This is a genomic window from Pseudobacillus sp. FSL P4-0506 (assembly GCF_038003025.1).
Taxonomy (GTDB): Bacteria; Bacillota; Bacilli; order Bacillales; family Domibacillaceae; genus Pseudobacillus.
In genome coordinates this window covers 687,208-711,743 of sequence record NZ_JBBOOI010000001.1, presented here as the reverse complement: position 1 = coordinate 711,743, position 24,536 = coordinate 687,208, and the positions used below count along the sequence as shown (strand labels likewise).

23 protein-coding genes are annotated in these 24,536 nt (G+C 42.8%); 3 read left to right on the top strand and 20 right to left on the bottom strand.

Translation table 11 applies throughout. The features are described from left to right. Positions 1-11 precede the first annotated feature (11 nt). From rbsC to MKZ02_RS03530, 5 genes are read right to left on the bottom strand one after another with little or no spacing between them, the layout of a single operon-like run. Positions 12-965 carry a ribose ABC transporter permease RbsC gene (rbsC, locus tag MKZ02_RS03550; RefSeq protein WP_120035459.1) on the bottom strand — a complete coding sequence of 318 codons (954 nt, stop codon included), beginning with the start codon at positions 963-965 and terminating at the stop codon, positions 12-14. Further along, positions 965-2,446: a sugar ABC transporter ATP-binding protein gene (locus tag MKZ02_RS03545; protein WP_340851889.1), complete on the bottom strand. Its 1,482-nt coding sequence runs from the start codon at positions 2,444-2,446 to the stop codon at positions 965-967. Before MKZ02_RS03545 ends, rbsC begins: the two co-directional genes overlap by 1 nt. Before the next feature lie 15 nt (positions 2,447-2,461). Then, positions 2,462-2,857 (bottom strand): D-ribose pyranase, encoded by a 396-nt coding sequence (rbsD, locus tag MKZ02_RS03540; protein ID WP_120035464.1) that lies wholly within the window; start codon positions 2,855-2,857, stop codon positions 2,462-2,464. Further along, the gene (rbsK, locus tag MKZ02_RS03535) at positions 2,854-3,735 is read right to left on the bottom strand and encodes a ribokinase (RefSeq protein ID WP_340851888.1); all 882 of its coding nucleotides are present in this window, start codon (positions 3,733-3,735) and stop codon (positions 2,854-2,856) included. Before rbsK ends, rbsD begins: the two co-directional genes overlap by 4 nt. Beyond that, positions 3,728-4,735, bottom strand: a complete 1,008-nt coding sequence (locus MKZ02_RS03530; RefSeq protein WP_340856312.1) for a LacI family DNA-binding transcriptional regulator — start codon at positions 4,733-4,735, stop codon at positions 3,728-3,730. Before MKZ02_RS03530 ends, rbsK begins: the two co-directional genes overlap by 8 nt. A 210-nt stretch (positions 4,736-4,945) precedes the next feature. Between MKZ02_RS03530 and MKZ02_RS03525 the strand changes: the two genes are divergently transcribed. Next, entirely contained in the window at positions 4,946-5,818 is an 873-nt protein-coding gene (locus MKZ02_RS03525) for a cation diffusion facilitator family transporter (protein ID WP_120035470.1), read from the top strand. Positions 5,819-5,986: 168 nt separating this feature from the next. Here the strand turns inward: MKZ02_RS03525 and MKZ02_RS03520 are convergent, their stop codons facing one another. The 12 genes from MKZ02_RS03520 to MKZ02_RS03465 form a co-directional block, all read right to left on the bottom strand. Next, complete coding sequence (locus MKZ02_RS03520) at positions 5,987-6,601, bottom strand: TerD family protein (RefSeq protein WP_120035472.1); 615 nt, start codon at positions 6,599-6,601, stop codon at positions 5,987-5,989. A 12-nt stretch (positions 6,602-6,613) separates the two neighbouring features. Then, positions 6,614-7,690, bottom strand: a complete 1,077-nt coding sequence (locus MKZ02_RS03515) for a toxic anion resistance protein (RefSeq protein WP_340851887.1) — start codon at positions 7,688-7,690, stop codon at positions 6,614-6,616. An 18-nt stretch (positions 7,691-7,708) separates the two neighbouring features. Next, positions 7,709-9,325, bottom strand: coding sequence for a YceG family protein (locus MKZ02_RS03510; protein WP_340851886.1), 1,617 nt, complete (start codon positions 9,323-9,325; stop codon positions 7,709-7,711). Between the two features lie 47 nt (positions 9,326-9,372). Beyond that, positions 9,373-10,179 (bottom strand): HAD family hydrolase, encoded by an 807-nt coding sequence (locus MKZ02_RS03505; RefSeq protein ID WP_340851885.1) that lies wholly within the window; start codon positions 10,177-10,179, stop codon positions 9,373-9,375. Next, complete coding sequence (locus tag MKZ02_RS03500; protein ID WP_340851884.1) at positions 10,176-11,291, bottom strand: cysteine protease StiP family protein; 1,116 nt, start codon at positions 11,289-11,291, stop codon at positions 10,176-10,178. Before MKZ02_RS03500 ends, MKZ02_RS03505 begins: the two co-directional genes overlap by 4 nt. Before the next feature lie 13 nt (positions 11,292-11,304). Beyond that, a complete protein-coding gene (locus MKZ02_RS03495) occupies positions 11,305-12,681 on the bottom strand; it encodes a phosphoribosyltransferase family protein (protein WP_120035482.1) in 1,377 nt (458 codons plus the stop codon). After that, entirely contained in the window at positions 12,632-13,822 is a 1,191-nt protein-coding gene (locus MKZ02_RS03490) for an HpcH/HpaI aldolase/citrate lyase family protein (protein ID WP_120035484.1), read from the bottom strand. Before MKZ02_RS03490 ends, MKZ02_RS03495 begins: the two co-directional genes overlap by 50 nt. A 107-nt stretch (positions 13,823-13,929) precedes the next feature. Next, entirely contained in the window at positions 13,930-14,721 is a 792-nt protein-coding gene (locus MKZ02_RS03485) for a TerC family protein (RefSeq protein WP_120035486.1), read from the bottom strand. 61 nt (positions 14,722-14,782) lie between these two features. After that, complete coding sequence (locus MKZ02_RS03480) at positions 14,783-15,361, bottom strand: TerD family protein (protein ID WP_120035488.1); 579 nt, start codon at positions 15,359-15,361, stop codon at positions 14,783-14,785. 45 nt (positions 15,362-15,406) lie between these two features. After that, entirely contained in the window at positions 15,407-15,985 is a 579-nt protein-coding gene (locus MKZ02_RS03475) for a TerD family protein (RefSeq protein ID WP_120035490.1), read from the bottom strand. A 27-nt stretch (positions 15,986-16,012) separates the two neighbouring features. Beyond that, positions 16,013-16,615, bottom strand: coding sequence for a TerD family protein (locus MKZ02_RS03470; protein WP_120038019.1), 603 nt, complete (start codon positions 16,613-16,615; stop codon positions 16,013-16,015). A 245-nt stretch (positions 16,616-16,860) separates the two neighbouring features. Then, positions 16,861-17,544 carry a phosphoribosylaminoimidazolesuccinocarboxamide synthase gene (locus MKZ02_RS03465; protein WP_340851879.1) on the bottom strand — a complete coding sequence of 228 codons (684 nt, stop codon included), beginning with the start codon at positions 17,542-17,544 and terminating at the stop codon, positions 16,861-16,863. Positions 17,545-17,714: 170 nt separating this feature from the next. On the opposite strand from MKZ02_RS03465, the gene MKZ02_RS03460 reads away from it, so the two are divergent. Both MKZ02_RS03460 and MKZ02_RS03455 read left to right on the top strand, forming a co-directional pair. Beyond that, complete coding sequence (locus tag MKZ02_RS03460) at positions 17,715-18,893, top strand: TerD family protein (RefSeq protein ID WP_340851878.1); 1,179 nt, start codon at positions 17,715-17,717, stop codon at positions 18,891-18,893. Positions 18,894-18,996: 103 nt separating this feature from the next. Beyond that, positions 18,997-19,485 carry a hypothetical protein gene (locus MKZ02_RS03455; RefSeq protein WP_340851877.1) on the top strand — a complete coding sequence of 163 codons (489 nt, stop codon included), beginning with the start codon at positions 18,997-18,999 and terminating at the stop codon, positions 19,483-19,485. Between the two features lie 154 nt (positions 19,486-19,639). Here the strand turns inward: MKZ02_RS03455 and MKZ02_RS03450 are convergent, their stop codons facing one another. From MKZ02_RS03450 to MKZ02_RS03440, 3 genes are all read right to left on the bottom strand, one after another. Beyond that, the gene (locus MKZ02_RS03450) at positions 19,640-21,844 is read right to left on the bottom strand and encodes a sensor histidine kinase (RefSeq protein WP_340851876.1); all 2,205 of its coding nucleotides are present in this window, start codon (positions 21,842-21,844) and stop codon (positions 19,640-19,642) included. Beyond that, a complete protein-coding gene (locus MKZ02_RS03445; protein WP_120035500.1) occupies positions 21,822-22,514 on the bottom strand; it encodes a response regulator transcription factor in 693 nt (230 codons plus the stop codon). Before MKZ02_RS03445 ends, MKZ02_RS03450 begins: the two co-directional genes overlap by 23 nt. A 147-nt stretch (positions 22,515-22,661) precedes the next feature. Further along, positions 22,662-24,488 (bottom strand): SIR2 family protein, encoded by a 1,827-nt coding sequence (locus tag MKZ02_RS03440; protein ID WP_340851874.1) that lies wholly within the window; start codon positions 24,486-24,488, stop codon positions 22,662-22,664. Between the last annotated feature and the right edge of the window lie 48 nt (positions 24,489-24,536).

Below are 24,536 nucleotides of genomic sequence, written 5' to 3'. Positions count from 1 at the left end.
CCAATCCCCTCCTACGCTGCTTTTTTACGGTCAATTAATACAGCAATCACGATGACAATTCCTTTAACGACCATTTGGAAGAAGGAAGAGACACCCAACAAATTGAGACCGTTGTTCAATGTGCCAATGATTAAAGCGCCGATGAGCGTGCCGATGATAAGACCTCGGCCGCCTGAAAGGCTCGTTCCGCCAAGCACAACAGCGGCAATGGCGTCTAGTTCATAAGAAGTTCCCGCTGTCGGCTGGGCCGAATTAAGCCGTGAGGTTAGGATAGCACCGGCCAATGCAGCGAGCAGACCTGCTAAGGAGTAAATCATAATTTTCACTCTTGATACTTTAATACCTGAAATCCAGGCAGCTTTTTCATTGCCGCCAATCGCATAAGTCTGACGGCCAAACGGAGTTTTGTGCAAAATTACCCATAGGATCACAAAGGCAAGCAACATCGTAACAGCTGGTACAGGAATACCTAGAAAATAACCGCGGCCAAACAATTGGAATAAGTAATTGTCTCCAAGACCGGTGATCGGGTTTCCGTCAGTATAGACGAGCGTTAACCCCCGATAGATCGTCATGGTTGCCAGTGTAGCGATAAAAGGCGCCATTTTTCCTTTTGTAATTAAGAGGCCATTAATTGCTCCCATAATTGCGCCAAGCAGACAGCCAATGAAAATGGCAAGTATCGGATCGATGCCTGAAACAATCATGCCAGCCATTAGCGCACTAGACAGCGCCAAGATAGAACCGACCGATAAATCGATTCCGCCTGTTAAAATAACAAACGTCATGCCATAGGCAATCAGCGCATTGATCGCCACTTGCCGAAGCAAATTCAAAATATTTAAAGGCGCCAAGAAGCTGGGATTTAAAATAGAAACGATCAAAATTAAAATAATTAATCCAAGCAGCGGTCCAAGCTTCTGTGTCAGATCGTTCAGTGGTTTTACACCTGTTTTATTCATCATTACTGCCCTCCTGCAGCGAACGTCATGATTTTCTCCTGCGTCGCTTCTTCTTTCGTTAATTCCCCGCTAATTTTTCCTTCATGGAAAACAAGAATACGGTCGCTCATCCCAAGTACTTCAGGCAATTCAGAAGACACCATAACAATGGCTACGCCCCGGTCAGTCAGTTCATTCATCAGCGAATAAATCTCCCGCTTGGCACCAACATCCACACCTCTTGTCGGTTCGTCTAAAATCAACACTTTTGGGCCAATGCCAATCCATTTAGCGAGCACCACTTTTTGCTGGTTACCACCCGATAGATTTTTAGCACTTGTTTCTGCCGACTCCGTTTTGATGGTTAATCGTTTAATTAACATCTCTACAAATTCCCGTTCATTTTTCCGGTCGATGATTCCTTTTGGAGCAAAGCTCTTAACACTTGGCAGGGAAATGTTCTCACGGATAGGGAAATCAAGAATGAGTCCCTCGTCTTTCCGGTCCTCGGTAATAAAGCCGATTCCTTTCCTAACGGCTTCATTTGGCGAGTGAATAACCGCTTTTTGCCCCTTTATATATAGCTCGCCTCTGTCTATTTGATCTAACCCAAAAATTGCCCGCATCACTTCTGTTCGTCCGGCGCCCATCAAGCCGGAAACACCAATAATCTCCCCTGCTTTCACAGAGAAACTGATATTCTCAAATGCCCCTTTTCTCGTAAAGCCTTTTACTTCTAATACTGTTTCACCAGGAGAAGGCTTTCGTGCAGGAAAGCGGTCTTCGAGTTCACGGCCTACCATTTTTTTAACAACCTCGTCAAAGTTAGTTTCCTTTATCATCTTGGTGTCAACTGTTTTGCCGTCACGCATCACGGTAATTCGGTCACAGATCGTAAAAATTTCTTCCATGCGGTGAGAAATGTAAACGATGGAAACACCTTGCTTGCTCAGTGCGCGGATAACGTCGAACAACTTGGAAATCTCCCTTTCTGTTAGAGCAGCCGTCGGTTCATCCATAATAATAACTTCCGCATTTGTCATGAGTGCCTTGGCAATTTCAATCATTTGTTGCTGTCCGACTGAGCAAAGTCCTGCTTCCTTTTCGAGAGGAATAGTAACCGCCAGCTTCTCAAACTGTGCGCTTGCCATCTCTTTCATTTCTTTCATTTTCAGCAAACCGAAAGCATTTTTCCGTTCGCGACCAATAAAGAGATTTTCCAATACGGACATATCCGGCCAAATATTTAACTCCTGATGAATAAAAGCAATGCCGCCTTCTTCTGCTTCTTTCGGGCTGGAGAAAGAACGGTCTTGCCCGTTAATGGTAATCGTTCCTTCGTTCTGCTGATGAAGGCCTGTCAGGATATTCATTAGCGTTGATTTTCCTGCCCCGTTTTCTCCCATAAGCGCATGGACTTCACCGGGAAGCAGCTCAAAGTCCACGCCGGTAAGCACCTGATTCGCGCCAAATCTTTTATGGATATTTCTCATTTCAATTTGCATGACATTCACCTCTTTCTAGAAGAATACTCCGGCATGTAAAATGCAGTTCGCGTATGGGGAAGCTTCTCCTGTTCGAATGACTGCTTTTGCCTGCTTTGTTAATGTCTTGAACGCCTCATGTGTAACCCATTCCATAGCTGTATCTGAAAAGGTTTCCTTCATATAATCAAAAATTGGTCCGTTTGCTGTCTTTACTTCTTCAGCCATTGTTACTTTCTCCACTACCATATCTGCGGCAACAGCTGCCAGCGTCTGCTCAAAGCTCGGCACACCAACGGTTAAAGCCAAATCGATTTTCGGAATATTATCTGGAACAGGAAGACCAGCGTCAGCTATTACAATAAAATCGGTATGGCCCAAATCAGCAAGCACTTTAGCAATATGGCTGTTTAAGATGCCTTGCTTTTTCATTCCATTTTATCCTCCACTTCTTTTCTCAATGGCATGCCGCCTTGCGCGCCAAACTTCATGACGGATAATGAAGCCGCCCGATTAGCAAAACGAAGGCTTTCTTCGATTGTTTTTCCTTCTGCTAAAGCTACGGCTAGCGCGGCATTGAAAGTATCCCCTGCACCTGTCGTATCAACTACTTCTACAGCATAAGAAGGAATGAGCACTTCACTTTTGCCATTAAAATAACGGACGCCCCGCTTCCCCTCCGTAATAAATAATTTTTCGGGATATTTTGTTAATGCTTCTCCCGCACTGATCCCCGCAAATAATAATGCTGCTTCATGTTCATTCGGGGTAATGTAGGCCGCTTTCTCGATTACATTTTCACTGATCGGACGGGCTGGGGCTGGGTTCAACAGCAGCGGCACACCAAGCTCATGACATAAATCCGCTACATATTCTACCGTTTCTTCGGGAATCTCCTGCTGGATTAAAACAATATCTGCCTGCTCAATAGCCCGCTTGGCATGTTTTACATAGGCGGGTGTCACAGCATCGTTCGCTCCTTTTACGACAACAATGCTGTTGTCTCCTTCTGCTAAAATAATGTGGGCTGTTCCGCTTTCCATTTCGGTAACCGGTTCCACATAGTTGATTCGCACCTGATTATCAGCAAAGTTTTTAAGTATTTCCTTTCCATAATGATCATTTCCGACACAGCCGACCATATATACTTCTGCGCCAAGCCGGGCGGCAGCTACCGCCTGATTTGCCCCTTTGCCACCAGGAACGGTCTTAAATGACTCTCCAAGTACCGTTTCTCCTGCTTCTGGCCGTTTGGCCGATGTAACGACTAAATCCATGGATGAACTGCCAATTACTGCAACTTTAACCATCCCTCTTCACCTTCCTCGTTGTATTTCTTTCTACAAATGTAACTGGCAGTTGAATGTTCTGCTCGGTCACCTGCTCTTTTTTGATTAACTTTAACAAAAGTTGGGCTGCTTGTTTTCCCATTTCATATACCGGTTGTCGTATTGTTGATAAGGCGGGGAAAAGCAGTCTGCTCATTGGAATATCATCAAAACCAATAATTTGGACCTCATCCGGAATCGACTTGCCAATTCGTAAAGCTTCATGAAGCACGGCCGCAGCCGTCATATCATTGCTTGCAAGAATTCCATCCGTTCCAGGATAATGGCTAAAAAGCTCCTTTGCTCTCTGCTCTGCTTCTTCATATGTTAAGGAGGCCATCTGTATCACATGAAAATCTACATTTGCACCTGCCAGCACCTCAACAGCGCCAAGGAAACGGTCCTGCACCGGGGAAATGTTCCCTGGTCCTTTTAATAGGGTAATGTTATGGCTGCCACGGCTGATCAACTCACGAGCAGCAATTCTGCCACCTTCCCTGCCATCTGCATATACCGTATAATTTCCCCCGTGTGTCCGGTCAAGCAATACAGTTGGAATGACGTGCGGCTCATCCTTGTGCAAACCGGATGTCTGCGTGGCGGAAATCATGCCAACTACCTGATTTTGCAAAAATGTATCTATATAGGCCTGCTCTTTTTCCGGATTTTCATCACTGTTGCCAAATAAGAGGCGAAATCCCTGCTTTTGCAGCTCATCCTCCACTCCTCTTGCCAGTTCTGGGAAAAAAGGATTCGTAATATCAGGGAGAAGGAGGCCGACAAGCTTTGATTTTCTCTTGAAAAGTGACCTGGCTACTTCATTCGGGCTGTAATTTAACTTTTTTATCGCTTGCTGAACTTTTTTTAAGGTATCCTCATGCACATACCCTTTGCCGTTTAGCACACGGGACACGGTTGCTACTGAAACCCCTGCTTCCGAGGCAACATCTCTTATCGTAGCCATTTTTTTCGTCCTTTCTATGTGTAACCGTTTACACAAATTGTATCATAATTTTTCTCCTGCTTCAATTTAAAATATAACTATTTAGCCTATATTCTTTTTCACTACTTTCAATACTATTTAGCCGAGGCACGAAAGTTCACCTGCTGCAATCCTGTTGCTCTAGACTCACTCAAATTCTACCTGTTATGCTTATATTACAAGAGACAAGTAAGTTTGCGGAGGCTTAAAATGGATACTTACAAGGATTTAAAACAAGGAGAGAAAGGTGCCTGGCTCAGTATTATTGCTTACATTTTCCTTTCTATCCTAAAACTTTCTGTTGGATATATCGGCCATTCAAAAGCTTTGCAAGCGGATGGTTTAAATAATACTACGGATGTCATCGCTTCTATTGCTATTTTAATCGGTTTGAAAATTGCCCGTAAGCCGCCTGATGCCGATCATCAGTATGGGCATTTTCGCGCTGAAACCATCGCTTCGCTCATTGCTGCTTTTATTATGATCAGTGTTGGTTTTCAGGTTCTGCTTGAAGCTGGTCGCTCTTTCTTTCTGGTCGAGGAGAAATCACCTGACATGTTGACTGCATGGACTGCCCTGTTTAGCGCAGGCATCATGTATGCCGTTTATCGTTACAATCTTCGTTTGGCAAAAAAAATTAGCAGCCAATCTATTATGGCGGCCGCTCAAGACAATCGCTCGGATGCACTAGTAAGTATAGGCGCCTTCGTCGGTATCGCTGGAACCAAATTTGGATTAAACTGGCTTGATACATTTACAGCTTTTATTGTCGGGCTTTTAATTATAAAAACAGCATGGGAGATTTTTAAACAATCGACACATGCGTTAACCGATGGCTTCGACCAAGCACTTGTGGAGGAGATACGGGACACGATTGCCCTCGTTTCTGGTGTACAGCAGGTACGCAGCGTAAAGGCCAGGATGCATGGCAATTCTACTCTTGTCGATGTAACCGTTACAGTCAACCCACAACTCAATGTAGTTGACAGCCATTTAATTACTGAACAAATCGAAGAAATTCTGCTAGAAAAATACAATGTTCAATATGCGATCGTTCATACTGAACCGGATACTTCCTCTTAAACGCATGACCCTGCTCATAGTGAATGTTGGTTTGCCCTCTAGCCGCTTCGCTTTTCACTCTAATCAACCTGCAAAAAATTAATACGGTCCTTTAACAAGGATAACTGAATAACAAATCGCTATCTCTAAAAAATAAGAAAAGAAGGGTCAATTCTGACCCTTCTTTTCTTATTTTGAACCGGCTACCCAGTTCATTCCCCAATTATAAGCCCGATCCATTTGCTTGTGTCCCGGGAAATATTCAACTAGCCTTTTAACGCTAAACGTTTCATTTTGGACATTTTCAATCATGGCGATCGCACACATAATCTGACCGTTGCGATGCTCATCAAGCTTTACAACAATTTCCTCTCCATGAGAGTAGGTTAACCTAACGACTCCATCTGCCTCTGACCAGTTAGCTGCCCCTTCATAAATGAAGGCATATACGAGTACTCGCTTAATGTCAGCGAGGCGGGAACCATTGATTCGTAGGTTTTCTCCTCCGGCAGAAGCCCCTGTCCTATCATCGTGATCAAGCTGGATATAAGGCCGATTATTTAATGAGCCAAAGGCATTTCCCAGTGCCTGGACGCACCCTTTCTCCCCTGAATTTAATTCAAACAAACAGCCAAGGTCTAAATCAAAGTTTTTTGTACCTCCGCCAAACAGGGATGATAAAAACCCACCGCCTTTAGCTGCTTTTGAGCTTTGATTCCAATTTAAATTAACTAAGACTTCCCCAATGTCACTGCCTTTTTTAGACAGATTAATGGACTGCCCTTTTTTCTTTAATTCAATCATCTACGTTCACCTCTATCTCCCGTAATTTTTCATGCTTTCCTGCAGTTGGGCAATTCGCTTCATGCCGTCTTCTCTGGCTCGTTTATTTTCTTCTTCAATGGCTATTGTTTCATCCAGCCCTTTGACAATCGTATTCCAGCTTTCCTCAATCGTTTCAATTTTGATGCTTGGGCCGCCGGCAAGCCGGGCAATGTCTGCACTTTGGTTAGCAATGTTTTGGGAATTGCGCAGCAGCATTTCATTCGTCCGTTTGTCCAGCTCACTCATTGAATCGGCAACCAGCTTCTGTCGCTTGGCAGCCACTGCTTGGATAATGCCATTTTTAAAGATCGGGATGGTGGTGATGAATGCCGAGTTAATCTTACCGATCAGCTTGGTGTTTCCTCGTTGCAAAAGGCGGATTTGTGGAGCTGTTTGTAAGGCAACCATTCTTGCCATCTCTAAATCATAGACACGCTCTTCAAGCGCCTGAATAGCATTATTTAACGTGCTGAGCTCCATCTGTGCCAGCTGGTCGCCGCTGGATACTCGCTGTTCAAGCCCAGGAACCATCTTTTTCAGTTCCTCAATCTTCATTTGTCCCGCAACTACATACTTTTCCAATGCCATGTAATATTGATAGTTCTGTTCATACATTTGATCCATGTTGTTAGTAGAGCGGATCATTTCATCTTTGTATTTAGAAATCTCAATGTGAATTTTTTCAATTTCTTTGCCGAGTGTCTGATATTTACCGAAGATTTTTTCAATCATTTTTTCTCCGCGGTTAAACAGCTTGCCTAAAAAACCTTTTGGCTCTTCAAAATCGTTTTTATCAAACTTGTCCATCGTTTTTCCGAGCTGTTTCAATAATGCACCAGAATCGGTCACACTGGAGGAACGCATGGAAGCCAAAATCCGGTCTGAAAAAGCTGAAATTTCCTCAGCTGGTTCTTTTCCAAATTCCAATAGAGCCGTTTGGTTTCTTGGATCAATCGTCCGGACAAGATTTTGCACTCCCGGTTCATTGCGAAGCTGCAGACGCATCTCCTCGGCTTTATTTTCATTTTCTGCCAATAATTCAATTTCATTTTTTGTGATTTCAGGCATGGTTTTCCTCCCCTTCCACTAAAAAATTTGTTTTAAAATCCGGCTAAAAATGGAATGATCTTTTTTCCCGTTATTAAATGGCAAGTCAAATACCATGTCTTCAAGCAAATGATGATCAAAATACTGTTTATCAATAAACCTTTCCAAATCATTGTGACCGGGTGGATTATACAAAATAATGTCCAGCCCGAACTCACTGAGCATCAAGAGTAAAGCTGCATCTGCCCGCGATAGATCACCATTTTTTTCGTTGTTGTACAAAATGATTTTTGGTATGTCCTGCGAATAGTCAAATGTTTGCAGCAAATTTAGGATCTCTTGCGGAATAGTGATTGATTGTGTAAACAAATAAAGCTGAACATCCTCTTCCGCCTCTCCTGAAAACGGCTTAAGTTTTGGATGGGCACACATCCGAGAAATAGCAGCAGCGATTCCCATTTGCAAGCCATCATGTAGCTGACCGTATTGCCACCAATTGCTTTCGATCATTTTTTTAGGATCGAGCAGGCCCTCTTTATTCAATGCATGGCGATAGTGAAACTGATTATTCGCTTTTCCTTCCTGCTTATAAGGAAAGTTCCTAATGGTTAAAGCATTTGAACAGCTTGTCAGCCTGCTCATATTTTCCCAATATTCTTTTCTGTTCTTAGATACGCCGGAAATTTTGGCAAATAAGTTAGGGATTTTCACTTCTTCTGCATCAGCCGAGAAGCCTGGTCGGATAAATGCTTTTTCTTTTGCCAGCAAGAAAACCTCATCGTATGTGGTCTTCAAGATAACAGATACCGGAAGGTGGTTGCGAAATTGCCACGGTTTATAGAAAGCTGATCCCTCATGGTTCAGTACTTGTTCAATTTCCTTTGAAGCACGATAAGCGACCGTTCCCTGGCGCTTCGGCTCTTCCTCAGGAAAAGGCTGCATTTTCATTGTAGAAGGATAGTCTGCCCGTACCGTCCACTTGTTCTCTGGATCGACTTCCCGAAAGTCGTCTTTTCCTTCAGGATGTAGAATAACAACATCCATGCCCAAAAGAATTAAATAGTATAAGAAATATACTTGGCTCTTACTCATGTCACCATACCAAATCACATGTGGCACGTCTTGTTCAATCGGTGTCTCTTTCACCCATGGATCTAAATGATTCCAAATCCATTTCACTATATCTAGAAACACTCGTCTAAATTCTGGATGGCTAAAGGATCCAGCATGATTCGCTTGAAAGAGAGAGAAAACATCGATCAGTGCTGAACGAACAAGCCGGTTAAAATCCGGGTCTTTCTTATACTTTGGCAGCAATTCAGCGCCTTCAAGGAAAGCGACAAACCGGTTAACAGAAAGGCCGGGTTCATGTTGAATCACATGATAAATCTTTTGGATCGATTGAAAGCGGTCATTGGGCATCGTCTTATCGAGTGTTTCCGATAGAACGCATACGTGAGGCTGCTGGCTAAGTAAATAAAGTGAAAGCAAATATTCGGTTTCATCAAAGGCGGCACCTAGTATCCGTGCTGCTACCCGACTATATTGCACATCCTCTTCTGTTTGATAGTAGTCAGACCGATCAGTAATCGGTTTAGCTAATTCGTTTGCCCAGTTTGTGTAATCGACCTGCATTGTAATAGGTTTTCTTTTCATCTCCATCCCTCCTTTCAGTGAATAAAATAAAGGAATGCAAGCGATACTTAATAGGATTTAGAAACGGCTTCCAGCCTCTTTGCCAGCGCCGCCTCTAATATTTCTTCTGCCGCCAAAATGCCGGATGCCTTCGTCAGTCCTAAATGCCCGTGCTTGGCTGCTGCCTCACCATGGCGCGGAATCAACCCGCAGCCGGATTTCTCAATTAAACATAGATCCAGATAAGAATCTCCCGCCGTAAAGACTTGTTTCTTTCCCTCTTTCTCAGAAAGGTATTGAACAGCATCCCATTTGTTGACAAAGCTAGGGACAAAATATACTTTTCTTCCTTGAAGAGAAAAGATCCAGCCACATTCAGCTGCCCACTCCGCATACTCATTCATCACTTCTGCTGGAGCAAGCTCCGGTTTAATAATTAAATAAATGAAAAAGTGATCTACTACCCGGATAGATTCCAGCCAGACGGAATCTGCCGTTTGGCTAATTTTCTTTTTTACTTCCTCTAAAGGCGTAGAGTTTTGATTAATTTTCGCTTCCATATAGCCCTGCCAATCACGGTCCACTTGCCCATTTTCAAGAATCACGCCGCCATTGCATGTCACTGCATATTTCGGTCGGATTTCTTCCTGAAATAGCGAAATCCGCTTGTATTGGTCCACGGTTCGCGTTGTCACCGGAAGAAACATCATCTGTTCTGACAGCTCCCGCAAAAGGTCGATCGCCTTTTCAGTCATAAATGAAATTTCTTTGCCCTTATATATTTCAACATTGCGGATAGGCATGTCTGGCTTAGTTGCGTCAAAAAACCTGTTTGAGTAAATCAGGGTCCGATCTAAATCACTCGCAAAAATCACTTGTTCTCCTCCATTGGCTTAATTAATCCACAGCATGTATAAGACATTTGTTTATATTCCTCCACAGGGACATTTCTTTCTTTTGCTAATTGAAAAATATGTTTTAGCCGAATATCCTCTTTGTCTTTCACCAGTATTTTCCAAGGGACACGACGGAGGAGAACTCTGGTCGTTTCTCCTGCACCTGGCTTAATCAGATTAATATCTTTGATGCCAAATTCTTTTTGAATCGCTTCAATGGAGCAGAGACCTTCCCATGTAGGTGTCCGATTTGCTTTTTGCAAGTCTGCTTTTGCTTGTTTAACAAGAGGCAAAACAGCCGCAAACTCCCCCGCAATGATGTCAATATAGTAATTAGACAAGTCTTTATCTGCTAACTCCCTATATACTTTCGCCCCGTGGAAGTCACCGGCCTTTATCCAATGATCATTTAAGACCGTCCGGCTGACAAGCCCTGATACAGTAGAATTAAGACAGGCGCTTGGAATAAGAAAATCCTCTCTCGTACCGAACAAAGAAGAGCAATGGCCGGGATCAGCCAGCACAGCGAGCTCATCATCCAGTGTAACGCCATACTTTTCTTTAAATAAGCGTGCGGAACGCGTTAACTCCTTGGAGATGGCTCCTTTTCCTGTCCAGCCATCGACAAATACAAGGCGCTTGCCCGGGTGCTGCTCCAGTAAGTATAAAAGAGCATTCTCATCAATTCCCCGCCCACGAATAATAGACACACTATAATGAGGCACTGTCCACCCATAAGCTTCTTTTACATATCGTTTCATTAAAATGCCGATAGGCGTACCTGCTCTAGCGAGAGAAACAAACACTATATCCCGGCCTTTTTCATCGATAATTAACTCAGAAACTACGCCAGCAGCAGTCGCTACCTTTTGCTTATAAATCTCAAGGGATTCATGAAATAGCTGTAAATATTCTTCTGACGGCTGATACTCTACTGGCAGCATTTCAGAATAATGCACCCCTTGCTGAATGGCCCATTCCCTTTCCTTGGTATCCTTTTCTAAAGCTGCTTCAGACAAGTCTTTTAACAAAAAAATCACATCTTCCACAGAATAGCTGCCGGTAACCGTTTGTCTGGCATTCTCTATCATCTAAACGCTCCTCTCAAATAAAGTCAACGATGTGAATGTGCGGCAGGCTGCTGAACTGGCGCAAAAGCGAAAGGCGTCTTTCTTCCCCGACCGGCCTTTCAAAAAAGATGAATACTTCCTCATAATCCCCATCCAAAATGTTATAAGCATAATTGATAATAGCGGGATCGTCGGGACTTTCAAATGCAACCCGGTTTTTCACTGGATATCCGGCTTGGTTAAGAGGAAAGATGGGGCTTCTCGTCGTTGAGTGATAAAGAATTCCTTCCCCCATATAAGCAGCGACCTTCATAGGGAGGTACATAAACTCTCCCGTGCCGAGACAAAGTGTTTTCTCTCCTCTTCGCTGTGTCTGTAAATAATGGCCGATATCACAGCAATAGTTTTCTATCACTTCTTTCTTTTCAGAGGAAAGGCCGAAGCGCCCCGTCATTGCTAAATATGGCGCCTCATTGTTTTGGCTGAGTGAGTCAACGGATGAATAAGCCATATGCGGCACAGGAGGAAAAAAATTATGAAGACGGATGTGGTTATACTTCAGCTCTTTACAGATTGGCTGAGCATGGCTGTCCGATGTCTCTTCCCTGCTGGGCGCGCCCTGTACCTGGATGGAACCCGACAGTAAAGAATAGGTTTTAATCTCAATTCCCCACTCTTTCTCAAAGTCCCTGAAGCGCTTCTGGTCTTCTTTTGTACGCCAATCTAAAAGGGATAAGACAGCATACTGTTTCCGCGGGTATTTTTTTTGAATTGACGCTATGATGTTCAAGGCTGTTTTGCCAGTCGTAATTTCATCATCTACAAGACAAATGGTCCTTTCATTGTTCAGGCTCTCTTCTGGTGCATAGCAGCGCTGATCTGTAGCATGTGAATGTTCTTCTTCAAAATAAAGAGTAACTTCTTTATTACACAGCACTTCCCGGGTGGAATGGATATAAGTTGATTGGCTGAAACAGTCAAACACCCCGTGGCCAAGTGCTGTTGCTGTTTCCGCAAAGCCGATGAATAAAAGGGGCGCTTCCGGAGAATAGCTTACATTTTTCACAAGGGAGTAGGCTGCTTCAAGCTGCTCCGCCGACCTGCCCTTTAATGCCTCTATGAACGTTTCTTTAACGCTTGATTGACAGCCGGTTTCACTTTCATAGTAAAGAGTGGCAAGTAAAGCTGACGCAATGGATGGAATGTACGGATGAAGCGGAATATGCTTTCCGAGCACTTTACTAACAAACAGAAAAGACCGCTTCTTGTTGATTCGTGCAGCCATTTCATATAACGCGTCTGCTGGAAGTCTGTATGGATTTGCATCTATTTGTACGTTCACTTCTAATGACTCGCCGATTTTATGTGTATACTGGTTCGGATAATAAATCGATGAATGTGCTATGTTCATGGAACACCCCGTAAATATCTGATTTCATTAATATTTTTTCAGCCCATTTTAAATGGGGCTTAATTTCATTCATTTTATTTTGAAACTCACTTTTGAAAACACCTTTCTGACCATTTGCCTGCTGGACGATACTCAAAGCATCTACATATTCTTCCTTGGAAACGACATGCATAGCCTGCACAGGAAGAAGATGGGACGGATGAATAATAGTTTTTCCGACGAGCCCATTGGCTTTGTCAAGCAGCGTTTCCTGAATTAAGCCATCAAAATTCTTGCTGATCAATTCTTTTCTTAAGCGCAGTCCTTCCGAGCCAAATTGCTTTTCAAAAGGCGTTTGGCGCAGCTGCGGCTTTAAAATCCGCTCATGGTTGGAGAAATACTCCCAGACCGGCCCTGATACAACATAGCCGTCCGGTTCTCTACTGAACAAATTAACAATGTCGGTAATCAGTTCATTAACAAGCGAAATTTCATACACCGTCGTTTGGCTGTTTCTTCTTAATCCGTACAACCCGCATAAATCGGTGGCTCCAATACGGATGTTCAGAATTCGTTCCTTATAACAATCAACCAGCTCTTTTATGCGCAACAATTCCTCAATCCGTTTTTCTTTATAAAGCACTGCAGGTGATTCCAATATCGGCATCCCATACACAACGGTTCCTGATTGAACATTGATGCGCTGTAATTCAGAGAGAAAGCTTTCGCCGTTTTCTGAGGAAAATTTCGGGAACACAAAGCCCGCCAGCTGCTCTAAAGAGGGACCAAGTCGTTCAGCCAACCTGCGCATTTGCCGGGCACTTCTAATCCGGGTAAAAATGAGCGGAGTTGTTTCATCCGTAAGCTGTCCAGCTGCTACTGCTCTATTTATTTCCTCCATATGAGAAATCAACTGTTCTTCTGCCTGCTCTACCTCTAGATCCCCGACTGCGTCTTCCAGGCAGATGACAAGAGCAACAAGCTCTTTGTACTTATTGGAAATAATCAATTGGGCAATATCCGGTCTCGTTGCCGGCATGTAGAGTAAAGGGCCAAGACTGCAGGCTAGTTTTCTCCTATTTGTGTATTTACTAATCACTTTCGGTTTTTGATGAAAAAAACCTTCCAATTGCAGTTCCGGCAAATGATTAAAGTATTTCAAACTTTACACCTTCTTATAAATAAAGAAGGAGGTGGTCTCCTTCTTTAAAAATGTAAATAAACGTCTATTTAAATATATCAGGGGAAGGATACATGCCCCTTTCTATCTTATTCCTTCTTCTTGCCTGCAGCTGCTTCCTGTTCAGCCAGCTTGCGCTGATTGATGCGGTGCACCACAAAAGTCGCAAGGAAAGTAATAATTAAAATAATAAAGAATGCATAATGCGAAACTTCATATCCTGCCACACCTGCTCCCATTTTCAGAGCGATGATAGCAATCAAAATATACGCTGTTGTCTCCAGTTCCGGTACCCTCTCAATGAGTTTCAAAAATACGCCCGCAATACCGCGCATCATTAGAACACCAAGCATTCCTCCAATTAAGAGCACCCAGATTTCCTCACTGACACCGAAAGCCGCCAGCACGCTGTCCACAGAAAAGGCAATATCCATGATTTCAACCGCTACGACCGTTCCCCAGAATGCGCCGAACATCCGGATTAATATTCCTTCTGTCTTCAATCCGCCTTCTGCATCTTCTTCTTCGCTTGCCCCTTTCGATTTATCGATAAAGTATTTAATCGACAACCAGGCAAGATAAGCGGCTCCTAAAATTTTTACCCACCACAATTTAATCAGGTATACACCAATACCGATGGCAATGAAGCGGAAAGCATACGCCCCTATTAAACCGTAAAATAGTGCTTTTTTTCGCTTGTCAGGCGGCAGATGCTTTACCATAACGGCCAATACAAGAGCGTTATCCGCTGAAAGTAGTCCTTCTAAAATGACAAGTGTGCCGATCAATCCCCAGCTAACCGGGTCAGTTAATACCTCCGCCCACATATGCCAATCGAAGAAGGCAGCATACGTGTTAAAAATACCATGAATAATGTCCATTCGTTCCTCCTGTTGAAAAAAACCAATAAAAGGCTTTCCTGCCCTTTATTGGCTTTAAAAATTAAACTTCTAACCCGTAGTTTCGGCAAAGTGCAGCTAATCCTCCAGAGAAGCCGCTGCCTACCGCGCTGAATTTCCAGTCATTTCCGTGTTTATACAATTCACAAAAAACGACCGCTGTTTCAATCGAGAAATCCTCTCCCAGATCAAAGCGCAGAAGCTCTTGGCCAGTTGCTTCATCAGCAAGACGAACAAATGCATTGGATACTTGTCCAAAGTTTTGGTTGCGTAAGTCTGCATCATGAATCGTTACCGTGATGCCGATTCTCTCCACATAATCTGGAATCTTTGAGAAGTCCACAACCAGCTGTTCGTCATCTCCTTCCCCCTCACCTGTCCGGTTATCGCCTGTATGAATCACCGCACCGCTTGGATGTTGGAGGTTGTTGTAAAAAATAAAGTCGTGATCATTTTGGCAACGATGGCTAGCATTAACAAGAAACGCGGATGCGTCCAGGTCAAACTCTTGCCCGCCGGAATATTTATTTGTATCCCATCCGAGACCAATCACTGCTTTTACAAGGCCAGGGTTTGTTTTGGTTAAATCAATCTTTTGTCCTTTTGATAATGTAATACCCATCTTCAAATCCCTCCCCATTTATTGATAAAGTGATGTTACATTTTATCAGGCTTGCAATCCATAATCTTTAACGAGTGAAGCCAGTCCACCTTGGTAGCCGCTGCCGATAGCATTGAACTTCCACTCGCCATTATGTCTGTATAGCTCTCCTACCACTACTGCTGTCTCAATTGAGAAGTCTTCGCCTAAGTCATAACGGATTAATTCTTCATTGTTTTCACTGTTAACAATACGAACATAGCTGTTGGACACCTGTCCAAAATTTTGGTTGCGCTGTTCTGCTTCGTGAATAGTAATAGTAAAAGCAATTCTTTCAATAGCAGCAGGAACATCAGCTAGGCTGATCTGTACTTGTTCATCATCGCCATCGCCTTCACCTGTTAAGTTATCTCCTGAATGGACGACTGAACCATTGCCGCCTTCTAAATTATTGTAAAAAATAAAGTCCTGTTCGCTTCCACACTTGCCTGCCCCATTTAAAAGGAACACAGAAGAATCCAAATCGAATGAATGACCGCCATCATATTTGTTCGTATCCCAACCAAGGCCAACTGTAATGTTTTTCAATCCTGGATTGCCTTTTGTTAAATCGACCTTTTGTCCTTTGCTCAATGAAATTGCCATATTAAAAACCCTCTTTCCTATTTTTTATTAAGCGTAACGGCGTACCATTTCGCGTAATCCTGTATCACGTGTGCCGGTACCAACGGCTGCAAACTTCCAGTCAGCGCCATGACGGTAAATCTCTGCTACTGTTAAACTTGTAGAACCGGAGTAGTCCTCGGATAAATTAAATTTAAGCAGTTCCTCTCGATTTGCCGAGTTGACTACACGAATAAATGCATTTTGGACCATGCCAAAATCCTGCTTTCGAGAAACACAGTCATAAATGTTAACAACAAACACAAGCTTGTTAATATGAGAAGGCACACTCTTTAAATCAATGAGAATTTGCTCATCGTCGCCGTCGCCGTCGCCTGTTAAATTATCTCCTGTATGTACAATGCTGCCGCAGTTGCTTTTTAAGTTACCAAAATAAATGAGATTTTCATTGCTTACAAACTTGTCGTCTTGCAGCATAATGACCGAAGCATCAATGTCAAAATTCGCACCTCCACCTCCGCCAAACATGCCAAGCAATCCGCCAGATTTCCTCTGTACCGGATCCCATCCAAGACCAACCATAATTTTTTCAAGTCCCGGATTGCCTTTTGTTAAATCAATTCTCTGCCCTTTCTGGAGGACAATAGCCAAATCAATCACTCCCTCAAAGTCAGCAAGAGACAAGGACTCCTGCTTCAAATGGCTTTCTTTTTCCATTTTACTACACGTACTATCATACTACAAAAGATAAGCAATTTCGCTAATTTTCAATTAGTTTTAATTGGAAAAGCGTCCCTCTTTGCTTCTATTTTTCTACCAGGCTGACTTTGCCATGCACTGCCTCTCAGCAAAACAGGTACCGAATCATGATTTAATACCAGTTTAAAGGCCAGCAATTACATCTCCAGCATCATTTTCTCAAGCCGAAGCGGCTCTATATATTCTCCTTGTTTGTATGCCCGCATATTTCCACCGGAAATTTCATCAATTAATAGTACTTGCCCGTCCTTTGCACGGCCGAATTCAAACTTAATATCATACAAATCTATCTCTTTTTTAGCGAGCTCTTCTTTTACCGTGCCGGCAATCTTTCTTGTGAGTTCTTTCAGCTCTTTGTATTCTTCATGCGAAAGGATACCAAGCATTGCAAGCGCATCTTCGGAAATTGGCGGATCTTGGCGTTCATCGTCCTTCAATGTCACCTCTACAAACCCGTCAAGCCGTTGCCCTTCTTCCGCATACATGCCGTAACGGCGCAAGAAACTTCCGACCGCCCGGTAACGGCAAATCACTTCCAGTCCCTTGCCAAATACAGTAGCCGGCTGAACCGTCATCGTCGCTTCATCAATATCAGCCTCAATATAATGAGTAGGAATGCCTTTTTCTTTTAAAATCTCAAAAAAGTGTTTCGTTAACCGGAGCCCCGCTCGGCCTGCCCCTTCCATTGTCAAACCGACTGTGTTGGCACCAGGATCAAACACACCGTTTTCGCCTGTTACATCGTCCTTAAATTTCAACAAATAATTTCCATCTTCCAATTCATAGACATCTTTTGTTTTACCTGTATACATATGTTTCACACAATCCGCCTCCTCTGCATTTTTCAAATAACTCTTTCATTATGCAGGATTTTTTCTGAAAATTTAATAGTTTACTTTGTTTTCATTCCATGTAACAAACTCCAATATTAAGAGTACCTTGGAAAGGTTATATTTGATATGCTCATGGAAAGCAAAAGGAGGAGATAACAATGAACCTCGTTAAAGGCGCGCGTGCAGATATCACTAAAAATGAACCGGGTTTAGACGAAATCATTATTCAAGTCAGCTGGGAAGCAGATCCTTCACTTGATATTGATGCTTCTATTTTCATGATTGATGAATCGGGGAAATGCCCAGGGGATCCTTATATGATCTTTTATGGCAATGCCAGTTCCGCTAACCAATCTGTCTGTCATTCAGTAAACAGCCAGTCTTCCGAAAAGACCGAATCATTTTCCATTAAATTGGATACAATAGAGCCTATTGTGCAGAAGCTGGTCCTTACATTAACTATTTTTGAAGGGGAGCAGAAGGGACAGACATTTGCACAAATGAACCATGCCTCTATGAAAATCTTAAATAAAAAAAATGGCACAGAACTAATTCATTATGACCTTGGTCCATTCACAGTAGAGAACTCGCTCGTCGTCGCAGAGGCTTACCGCCGGAATGGCGGATGGAAAATTTCTGCCAACACAGGCGGGTTCGCTGGAGGACTTGCCCAGCTGTGCCAGCATTTCGGCTTAGAAGTAGCAGAGGAAACTGAGCCAACTGCTAGTATGAAACAGGCTCAAAAAGAAGCGGCCCCTGCTATTGAGAATGAGAACATAAATGTTGACCAAGCTCCATCGGTAATTCAGCTGTCGAAAATCACCCTCGAAAAACCGGGTGACTCCATTTCTTTAAAAAAAGCCGATAAAATTAAACATATAGCCATTAAGTTGCAATGGACGAAAGGCGTCGATCTTGATATGCACGCTTTCTATAAAACAAAAAATAGAAGAATAGGTCATATCTTCTTCGGAAACAAAGGGAAGGCAAACGAGTCTCCTTATATCGCTCTCGATAAAGATGCTGGTGTTGGCAATAAGTCCGGCCATAACGAAGAAAATCTAGTGATTAAAACCTTGGAAGATATAGAATCTGTTATCATTGCAACTAACATTTTCCGCTTTTTACGTTTTAAGAAAGACGACAATTTTGCCAAGTATGACGGTAAAGTAACGATTAAAACAAATACGGGTGATGAGATAGACGTGCCATTAACCTCTGAAGAACCAGGCAGATGGTGCGTCATTTCTAAAATTGATAATTCCCATTCTTCTGCCCCAAAAGTCATTAATATCAACCGTGTACAAAAAGGCGAACCGAGCATAGACAAATATTAACAGGGCGAAATTGCTGGGCGCGGTAAAAGTTGTTAAAAATTTGAAACCTATTGATAAATATAACCGTAAATTAGCTATGTAAAGGAAAAAGGGGGAAGGGCCTATGAAAAAGCTATTTTGTTTTTTGTTGTTTGGAATGGTCATACTCACAGGTACCGTTGCTTGCAGTAAGGAAGCAGTGAACGAAGAAGAGGTAATGGAGCTTGTCAAAGAGTATAAAACAAAACAATATACCATTAAAGACCCCGACAAAGCCCCTACTGGACCGGAAATAGGCGAAGAAGTGAAAAGCTGCTTTTCTAAGGACGAGTTTGATAGGCAGATGGCTAATCGCTCATTCAGCCTGGCACCTGATATAGCTAAGAAAACGAACAAAAGTATTGCATTAACAGATATAAAGCTCAGAAAAGAAAAAGAAAACGATGACGGCACGGTTAATTACACGTACACTTTAGAATTAAAATTTTATGATGACCAGACGTCTGAAGTTATTGAGAAAAATGGACAGTTATCAATTTCTAATGACGATGGATTAAAAATAGCACGCGATTGGGAAGATCGAACAACACAAGTTGAAGGTGAAATATTTTGATAACCTAAAGAAGCACCCATTGGGTGCTTCCAGGCTGTTGCTAGACACTCACTTTCTTCATTGCTCACCTTGACTGCAGTGCTCATGATTCTATCCTTATCAAACCTTGCCTCTTGAAAGACAAGCGTTTTCGGTCATACTAATTAAACGTTTGTTAAACTATATTCAGAGCAACAGTCACTTTGAAAAGATCGCCATCAACTTCAATATCAAGCGTCCCTTCATGCAGGTCGATGATCGACTTAGCAATGGCCAGCCCGAGTCCAGAGCCTTCTGTGTGGCGTGACTGATCTCCCCGTTTAAAACGCTCAAACATTTCATCAACATTGTCACCAAGCTCGTATTTAGTCACGTTTTTAAAGGTGATAACCGCCTGCTCATTCTCTGTTTTAATGGAAATATACACCCGCGTATTTTCCAGGGAATATTTTAAAATATTGCCGATCAAATTATCAAATACCCGCCAAATCTTCTGCCCATCTACCATGGCAAAAACAGGTTCGTCAGGATTTGTCACTCGAAACTGTAGGCTTGATTCATCAATGGCTTCATTGTATTCTGCAAGCGCCTGTTGAAGAAGCTGGACGAGATCGGCTTTCTCTCTCACCAGTTCCGCATTGCCGCTCGCCATCTTGGATGCTTCAAACAAGTCATCAATCAATCCTTTCAACCGCTTGGATTTGCGGTCGATAATTTCTGTGTACGCCAGCCTTTCTTCATCGGAAATCGTTTCATTCTTTAATAGCTCTGTGTAGCTAATAATAGATGTGAGCGGTGTTCGCAGATCATGGCTCACGTTAGTAATCAGTTCAGTCTTTAATCGTTCGCTTTTTGCCTGTTCTTTTTGTGATACTCTCACATCTTTCTTCAGCAGGTTAATGTTCTCTGCCAGTTTGGCAAAGATGGATTTTCCTCGGACTGGCAGGTCAGCCGCCAAATGACCGGATGCCAGTCTCTCTGTATGAAGGATAATGTTGTTTAAATAAGCCATGCCTCTGAACAATAACACCAGCGCCGGCAAGGATATAAGCAGAAACAGAACGCAATAAAACGGCAATAACACTGTGTGCTGTATAACAATCGGCACCCCAAACCCCGTGAAGAAAAAGACCGCCAGCAAGAAAAAGAACTGGATACCAACCGAACGAACCGCAAAAGCATTGGTTAAAAGGCGGCCCGTCTTCGCCAGCAAGCTGTGATTCCATTCCTCCTGAGGCTCTTCCGCCTGCTTCCACCTTTCCCAGAGCATTTTCCCCTGCACTAATGAAAGCAGCACTAAGATAAAGGAGGTGAGCGCCAGTTTTACGATATACTGTATGAACGTATACGTATAATCATAGTAAATGAGCGACCTGCTCCACTCCAGTGACAAGAACGCAATGAATAACGTCAACAGAGCGGCTGCAATCACAGCGTCAATCGGCAGCCGGTTATAAAAGGGCTGCAGCTTCTCTGTCATTTCTGCCGGAAAAACAGAAAGTTTTCTGCTCATATATAAACTAACAATAAGAAGAATAAGTCCGCTAGCTGTGTAAATAAGAAAAGCCTTTTGCTCGCGCTGAAACATTTTGTAATCGCTATAAACGAGACTTGTTTCAGAGGGAGGATTTACAGCCGCGATCCTTCCTTCAAATGCTCCTTCTGTTCCCACAAACAGCTCTTCTCCGTTCTCTCCATAGCTGATTGCCCTTTGATCTACATGGAGTCGGTTAGATGCTTCATATTTACGGACAAACAGCATGTCCTTGTCGTTGAATACCTCTTTAACTGAACTATCCGCCAGGTTGACGTTCGTGTAGACCTTTCCTGTCGAAGTGTTCTTGAAATAATATTTAAAAAATGCTTGATAGTCATCCAGATTAGAGCGTTCCGTTTCCAATAAACGGTAATATTCATCAATGGCCTGTTCTTTCTCTGCCTGGACTTTTTGCCGCACATAATCTTCATCTTGGAAGTTTTTCGTAGCATCTGTTATCTTTTGATCCCGTGTCTTTATTAATGCTTGTTCGGCTTCTTTGCTGCTTGCACCAGACGCCTCCTGAATGTCCATTTCATATTGGCTTTTTATATTGGCAATTTGTTCAGCTAAACTCCCATATCGATAACGGTACTCCTTGATTTCCTCAGGAGTGACGACTATCGATTTTTTGGCTTCTTCCTTCGAGACAGCCCCTAATTCGTAAGTCTCTAAATCAGAGATAAATTGATTCAGGTGACTGTCAAACTCCTCAGTGTGAAAATAATCTTTCTTAAAATACATGCTTCCATCATTTATAGCTGACACTACACTGCTCAGACCGATGACAAGCAAAAGCAGCCATCCGGCGAATAACACTCTACTTTTCCATTTTGTATCCAATTCCCCATACCACCTTTAAATACCTCGGATTTTTTGGATCAATCTCTATCTTTCCTCGGATTTTTCGAATATGGACAGCCACTGTATTTTCTGCATTATAACCTGGCTCGTTCCATACACGTTCATAAATCTCATCAATTGAAAACACCCGACCAGCATTAACCATTAATAATTCAACGATTTTGTATTCAATTGGCGTCAGTTTGACCGGCTCTCCGTGAACCGTCACTTCTTTAGCTGATTGGTCAAGCGTCAGTCCATTTAAATCAATTGTTTTTTTCATCCCTTCATATGTGCCGAGCGCTACATATCTTCTCAACTGTGATTTTACCCGGGCAATTAATTCCATTGGATTAAATGGCTTTGTGACATAATCATCGGCCCCCATTTGCAAGCCGAGGATCTTGTCCGTGTCCTCTGTTTTGGCACTTAAAATAATAATAGGAATGTTTTTCTCTTCTCTGATCTTGAACGTGGTGGATATTCCATCCATCCTTGGCATCATGACATCTAAAATAATTAAATGAACGGGTTGTTCATGAAGCTTTTCGATCGCCTCTATCCCGTCTCCCGCTTTAATGACTGTAATTCCTTCATTTTTTAAATATATTTCGATCGCATCGCGAATTTCTTTTTCATCATCAACAACCAATACCGTATAATCGCTCATTTGTTTCGCCTCCTTTCGAAAGTATAGCATGTGTGCTGCCTAATGTTTGATGCTATTTTACCGGCCAATTCTTAATATTGAAGCAGCATAATTCTGAAGAATTTCTGAAGATTTCAGCCAACAAAAAAGAACCTGTGTGTCAGGTTCTCATTCCTCAAATTTCGTATAAGCATATAACAAGCCTTTGCCATTAAATCCTTCTTTTTCATTCAAATCCTCCGCTAACTTCTCAAGCGAATCAGTGAACTTTTCGCGGCGTCCGTCACAGATAGCAAGAGCAGGCCAGTCCTCGGTTTCTGCCCCCTCATTCAAAAAGCGAATAAGGTGCTCTCGGTTTTCCTTATAGCCGAATTGACCGCACATGCTGCCCACCTCATTCATATAGCGGCATTTAATCGCCCTTAACAGCTCAAATTGGTCAAAGTGCTGTTCAAACTCCTGTTCATCAAATGCCAGTCTCGCTTCAATGAACAAACTCTTTAAATATGGATACGTAAACATTACTTCTGTTGGCGCCAGATGGGTCTCTTTGCCGGAAATCTTTTGGAACAGAGGATCTAATCCTGCCTCCGTAGAGGTATAAGCTAAAAAAGAGAGCTGACGGCGATGAGGATCCTGTACCTTTGGCAAAGTGAACAGCTTATTTAATAGTTGATAATTCTTTTTCATCACAGCGCTAATGCCAGTGCTATAAAAAATGGCTTGAAGCGGAATTTCCTGTGTAGCTAATAAAAGCGGGTTGCCAAAGTGATGCCGTGAACCGGTAAGGCGCTCAGCTGTCTGAATTAACAGTTCAGCCTGTTCCGGCGTTCTCATATAGTAGGTTAGTATGGCAACGAGCATTGCCAGTGTTTTACTTTTTTCAGCAACCATCTGAGCGCGGACAGACAGTGCTTCGGCTGTTGCTTCTTCTGTATAGCGTTGTTCAAAAAGGAAGGAAACTACCTTCCTTGTCTGGTCTGTCAGCATTTCTCTTAATTCGATTTCCCGTCTATCCTGAATATAACGTTTCATCCTTTTGGTTTTTACTTGAATATTTTCAGGGCTCACTTTTTTTACTTTTGCAATATTTATAACGTTTTCATACAACTCAGTAAAAAAGTGATCTGCTCCTTTTGGATCGATGATTTTATTGGCATCACGAAAACTGATCAGCTCATCTGCATAGGGGGTCAACTTTTCCGAAAAGGCATGCCAATACCATGAGTACCGGCGACCTTTCACCGATTTAATCAGCTCGCGGAGCGCTGTGTCCCACTCCGCTGACCAGCCTGATACGATGATGCCATATTCATCAAACACCCGGCGCAATAACTGGGCAAGGGGAAGCGTATAATTATCCAGCTCCCCTGTTATATTTTTAAAACGAGTATCGCGATAGTCCCCATTCACTTTTAATACTGTGCAATCAGCGTGAGCGAGCGGCTTCATCCCTTCAATGTCCGTATCATGGTAAAGCGTTTGATATTGCACATTATGCTCGTCCAGCGCGTGCTCCAGCAGGCGGTCAAAGTTTGTCGTAACAATGACTTTTACATAGCCTCGTTGAACCAGCTTAGCAATTGCATAATGAGCGTCTGTCGGCACCTTTTGCTTTTGTTCTACCTCCTCAAGCGTCGGCTCAAAAAACTCTTTTAGCAACCCATTGCGTTCCGAGGAGGTTTTAGCTAACAGCTCTATCACTTCATTATATAAAGGGGCTTTTCCGTATCTCTTTTCATACCAGGCAAATGGATCACTTTCATTTGCGCCATTGACGCACATTATTCGCCGGCAAAGCTCCCGTAAAATGCCGCGGCCAGTTGGTATGCCTGCTGAATAAGAAATACCTGAACCCAGAAGGAGGGCATAGACTCCTCTATTTGCTTCTACAGAAAATGCTAATGATAATGGCTTCTCATCCATTTGATAACCCCTTTCCGGACAGTTACAATCATTTAGCTGGCGTGTCAGCTGTAAAGGATCGTTATTCATTTTTTCCCCTAAATCCCCTGAATCATTCTAGGACTTAACTTATATATA

Bases quoted from the DNA above. Each gene is read 5' to 3' on its own strand.
- MKZ02_RS03480 (WP_120035488.1), bottom strand. From the start codon at position 15,361: ATGGGTATTACATTATCAAAAGGACAAAAGATTGATTTAACCAAAACA.
- MKZ02_RS03545 (WP_340851889.1), bottom strand. From the start codon at position 2,446: ATGCAAATTGAAATGAGAAATATCCATAAAAGATTTGGCGCGAATCAG.
- MKZ02_RS03445 (WP_120035500.1), bottom strand. From the start codon at position 22,514: ATGAGCGATTATACGGTATTGGTTGTTGATGATGAAAAAGAAATTCGC.
- MKZ02_RS03460 (WP_340851878.1), top strand. From the start codon at position 17,715: ATGAACCTCGTTAAAGGCGCGCGTGCAGATATCACTAAAAATGAACCG.
- rbsK (WP_340851888.1), bottom strand. From the start codon at position 3,735: ATGGTTAAAGTTGCAGTAATTGGCAGTTCATCCATGGATTTAGTCGTT.
- MKZ02_RS03440 (WP_340851874.1), bottom strand. From the start codon at position 24,488: ATGAATAACGATCCTTTACAGCTGACACGCCAGCTAAATGATTGTAAC.
- MKZ02_RS03455 (WP_340851877.1), top strand. From the start codon at position 18,997: ATGAAAAAGCTATTTTGTTTTTTGTTGTTTGGAATGGTCATACTCACA.
- MKZ02_RS03520 (WP_120035472.1), bottom strand. From the start codon at position 6,601: ATGATTGAATTAAAGAAAAAAGGGCAGTCCATTAATCTGTCTAAAAAA.
- rbsD (WP_120035464.1), bottom strand. From the start codon at position 2,857: ATGAAAAAGCAAGGCATCTTAAACAGCCATATTGCTAAAGTGCTTGCT.
- MKZ02_RS03475 (WP_120035490.1), bottom strand. From the start codon at position 15,985: ATGGCAATTTCATTGAGCAAAGGACAAAAGGTCGATTTAACAAAAGGC.
- MKZ02_RS03525 (WP_120035470.1), top strand. From the start codon at position 4,946: ATGGATACTTACAAGGATTTAAAACAAGGAGAGAAAGGTGCCTGGCTC.
- MKZ02_RS03510 (WP_340851886.1), bottom strand. From the start codon at position 9,325: ATGAAAAGAAAACCTATTACAATGCAGGTCGATTACACAAACTGGGCA.
- MKZ02_RS03495 (WP_120035482.1), bottom strand. From the start codon at position 12,681: ATGAACATAGCACATTCATCGATTTATTATCCGAACCAGTATACACAT.
- rbsC (WP_120035459.1), bottom strand. From the start codon at position 965: ATGATGAATAAAACAGGTGTAAAACCACTGAACGATCTGACACAGAAG.
- MKZ02_RS03500 (WP_340851884.1), bottom strand. From the start codon at position 11,291: ATGATAGAGAATGCCAGACAAACGGTTACCGGCAGCTATTCTGTGGAA.
- MKZ02_RS03485 (WP_120035486.1), bottom strand. From the start codon at position 14,721: ATGGACATTATTCATGGTATTTTTAACACGTATGCTGCCTTCTTCGAT.
- MKZ02_RS03515 (WP_340851887.1), bottom strand. From the start codon at position 7,690: ATGCCTGAAATCACAAAAAATGAAATTGAATTATTGGCAGAAAATGAA.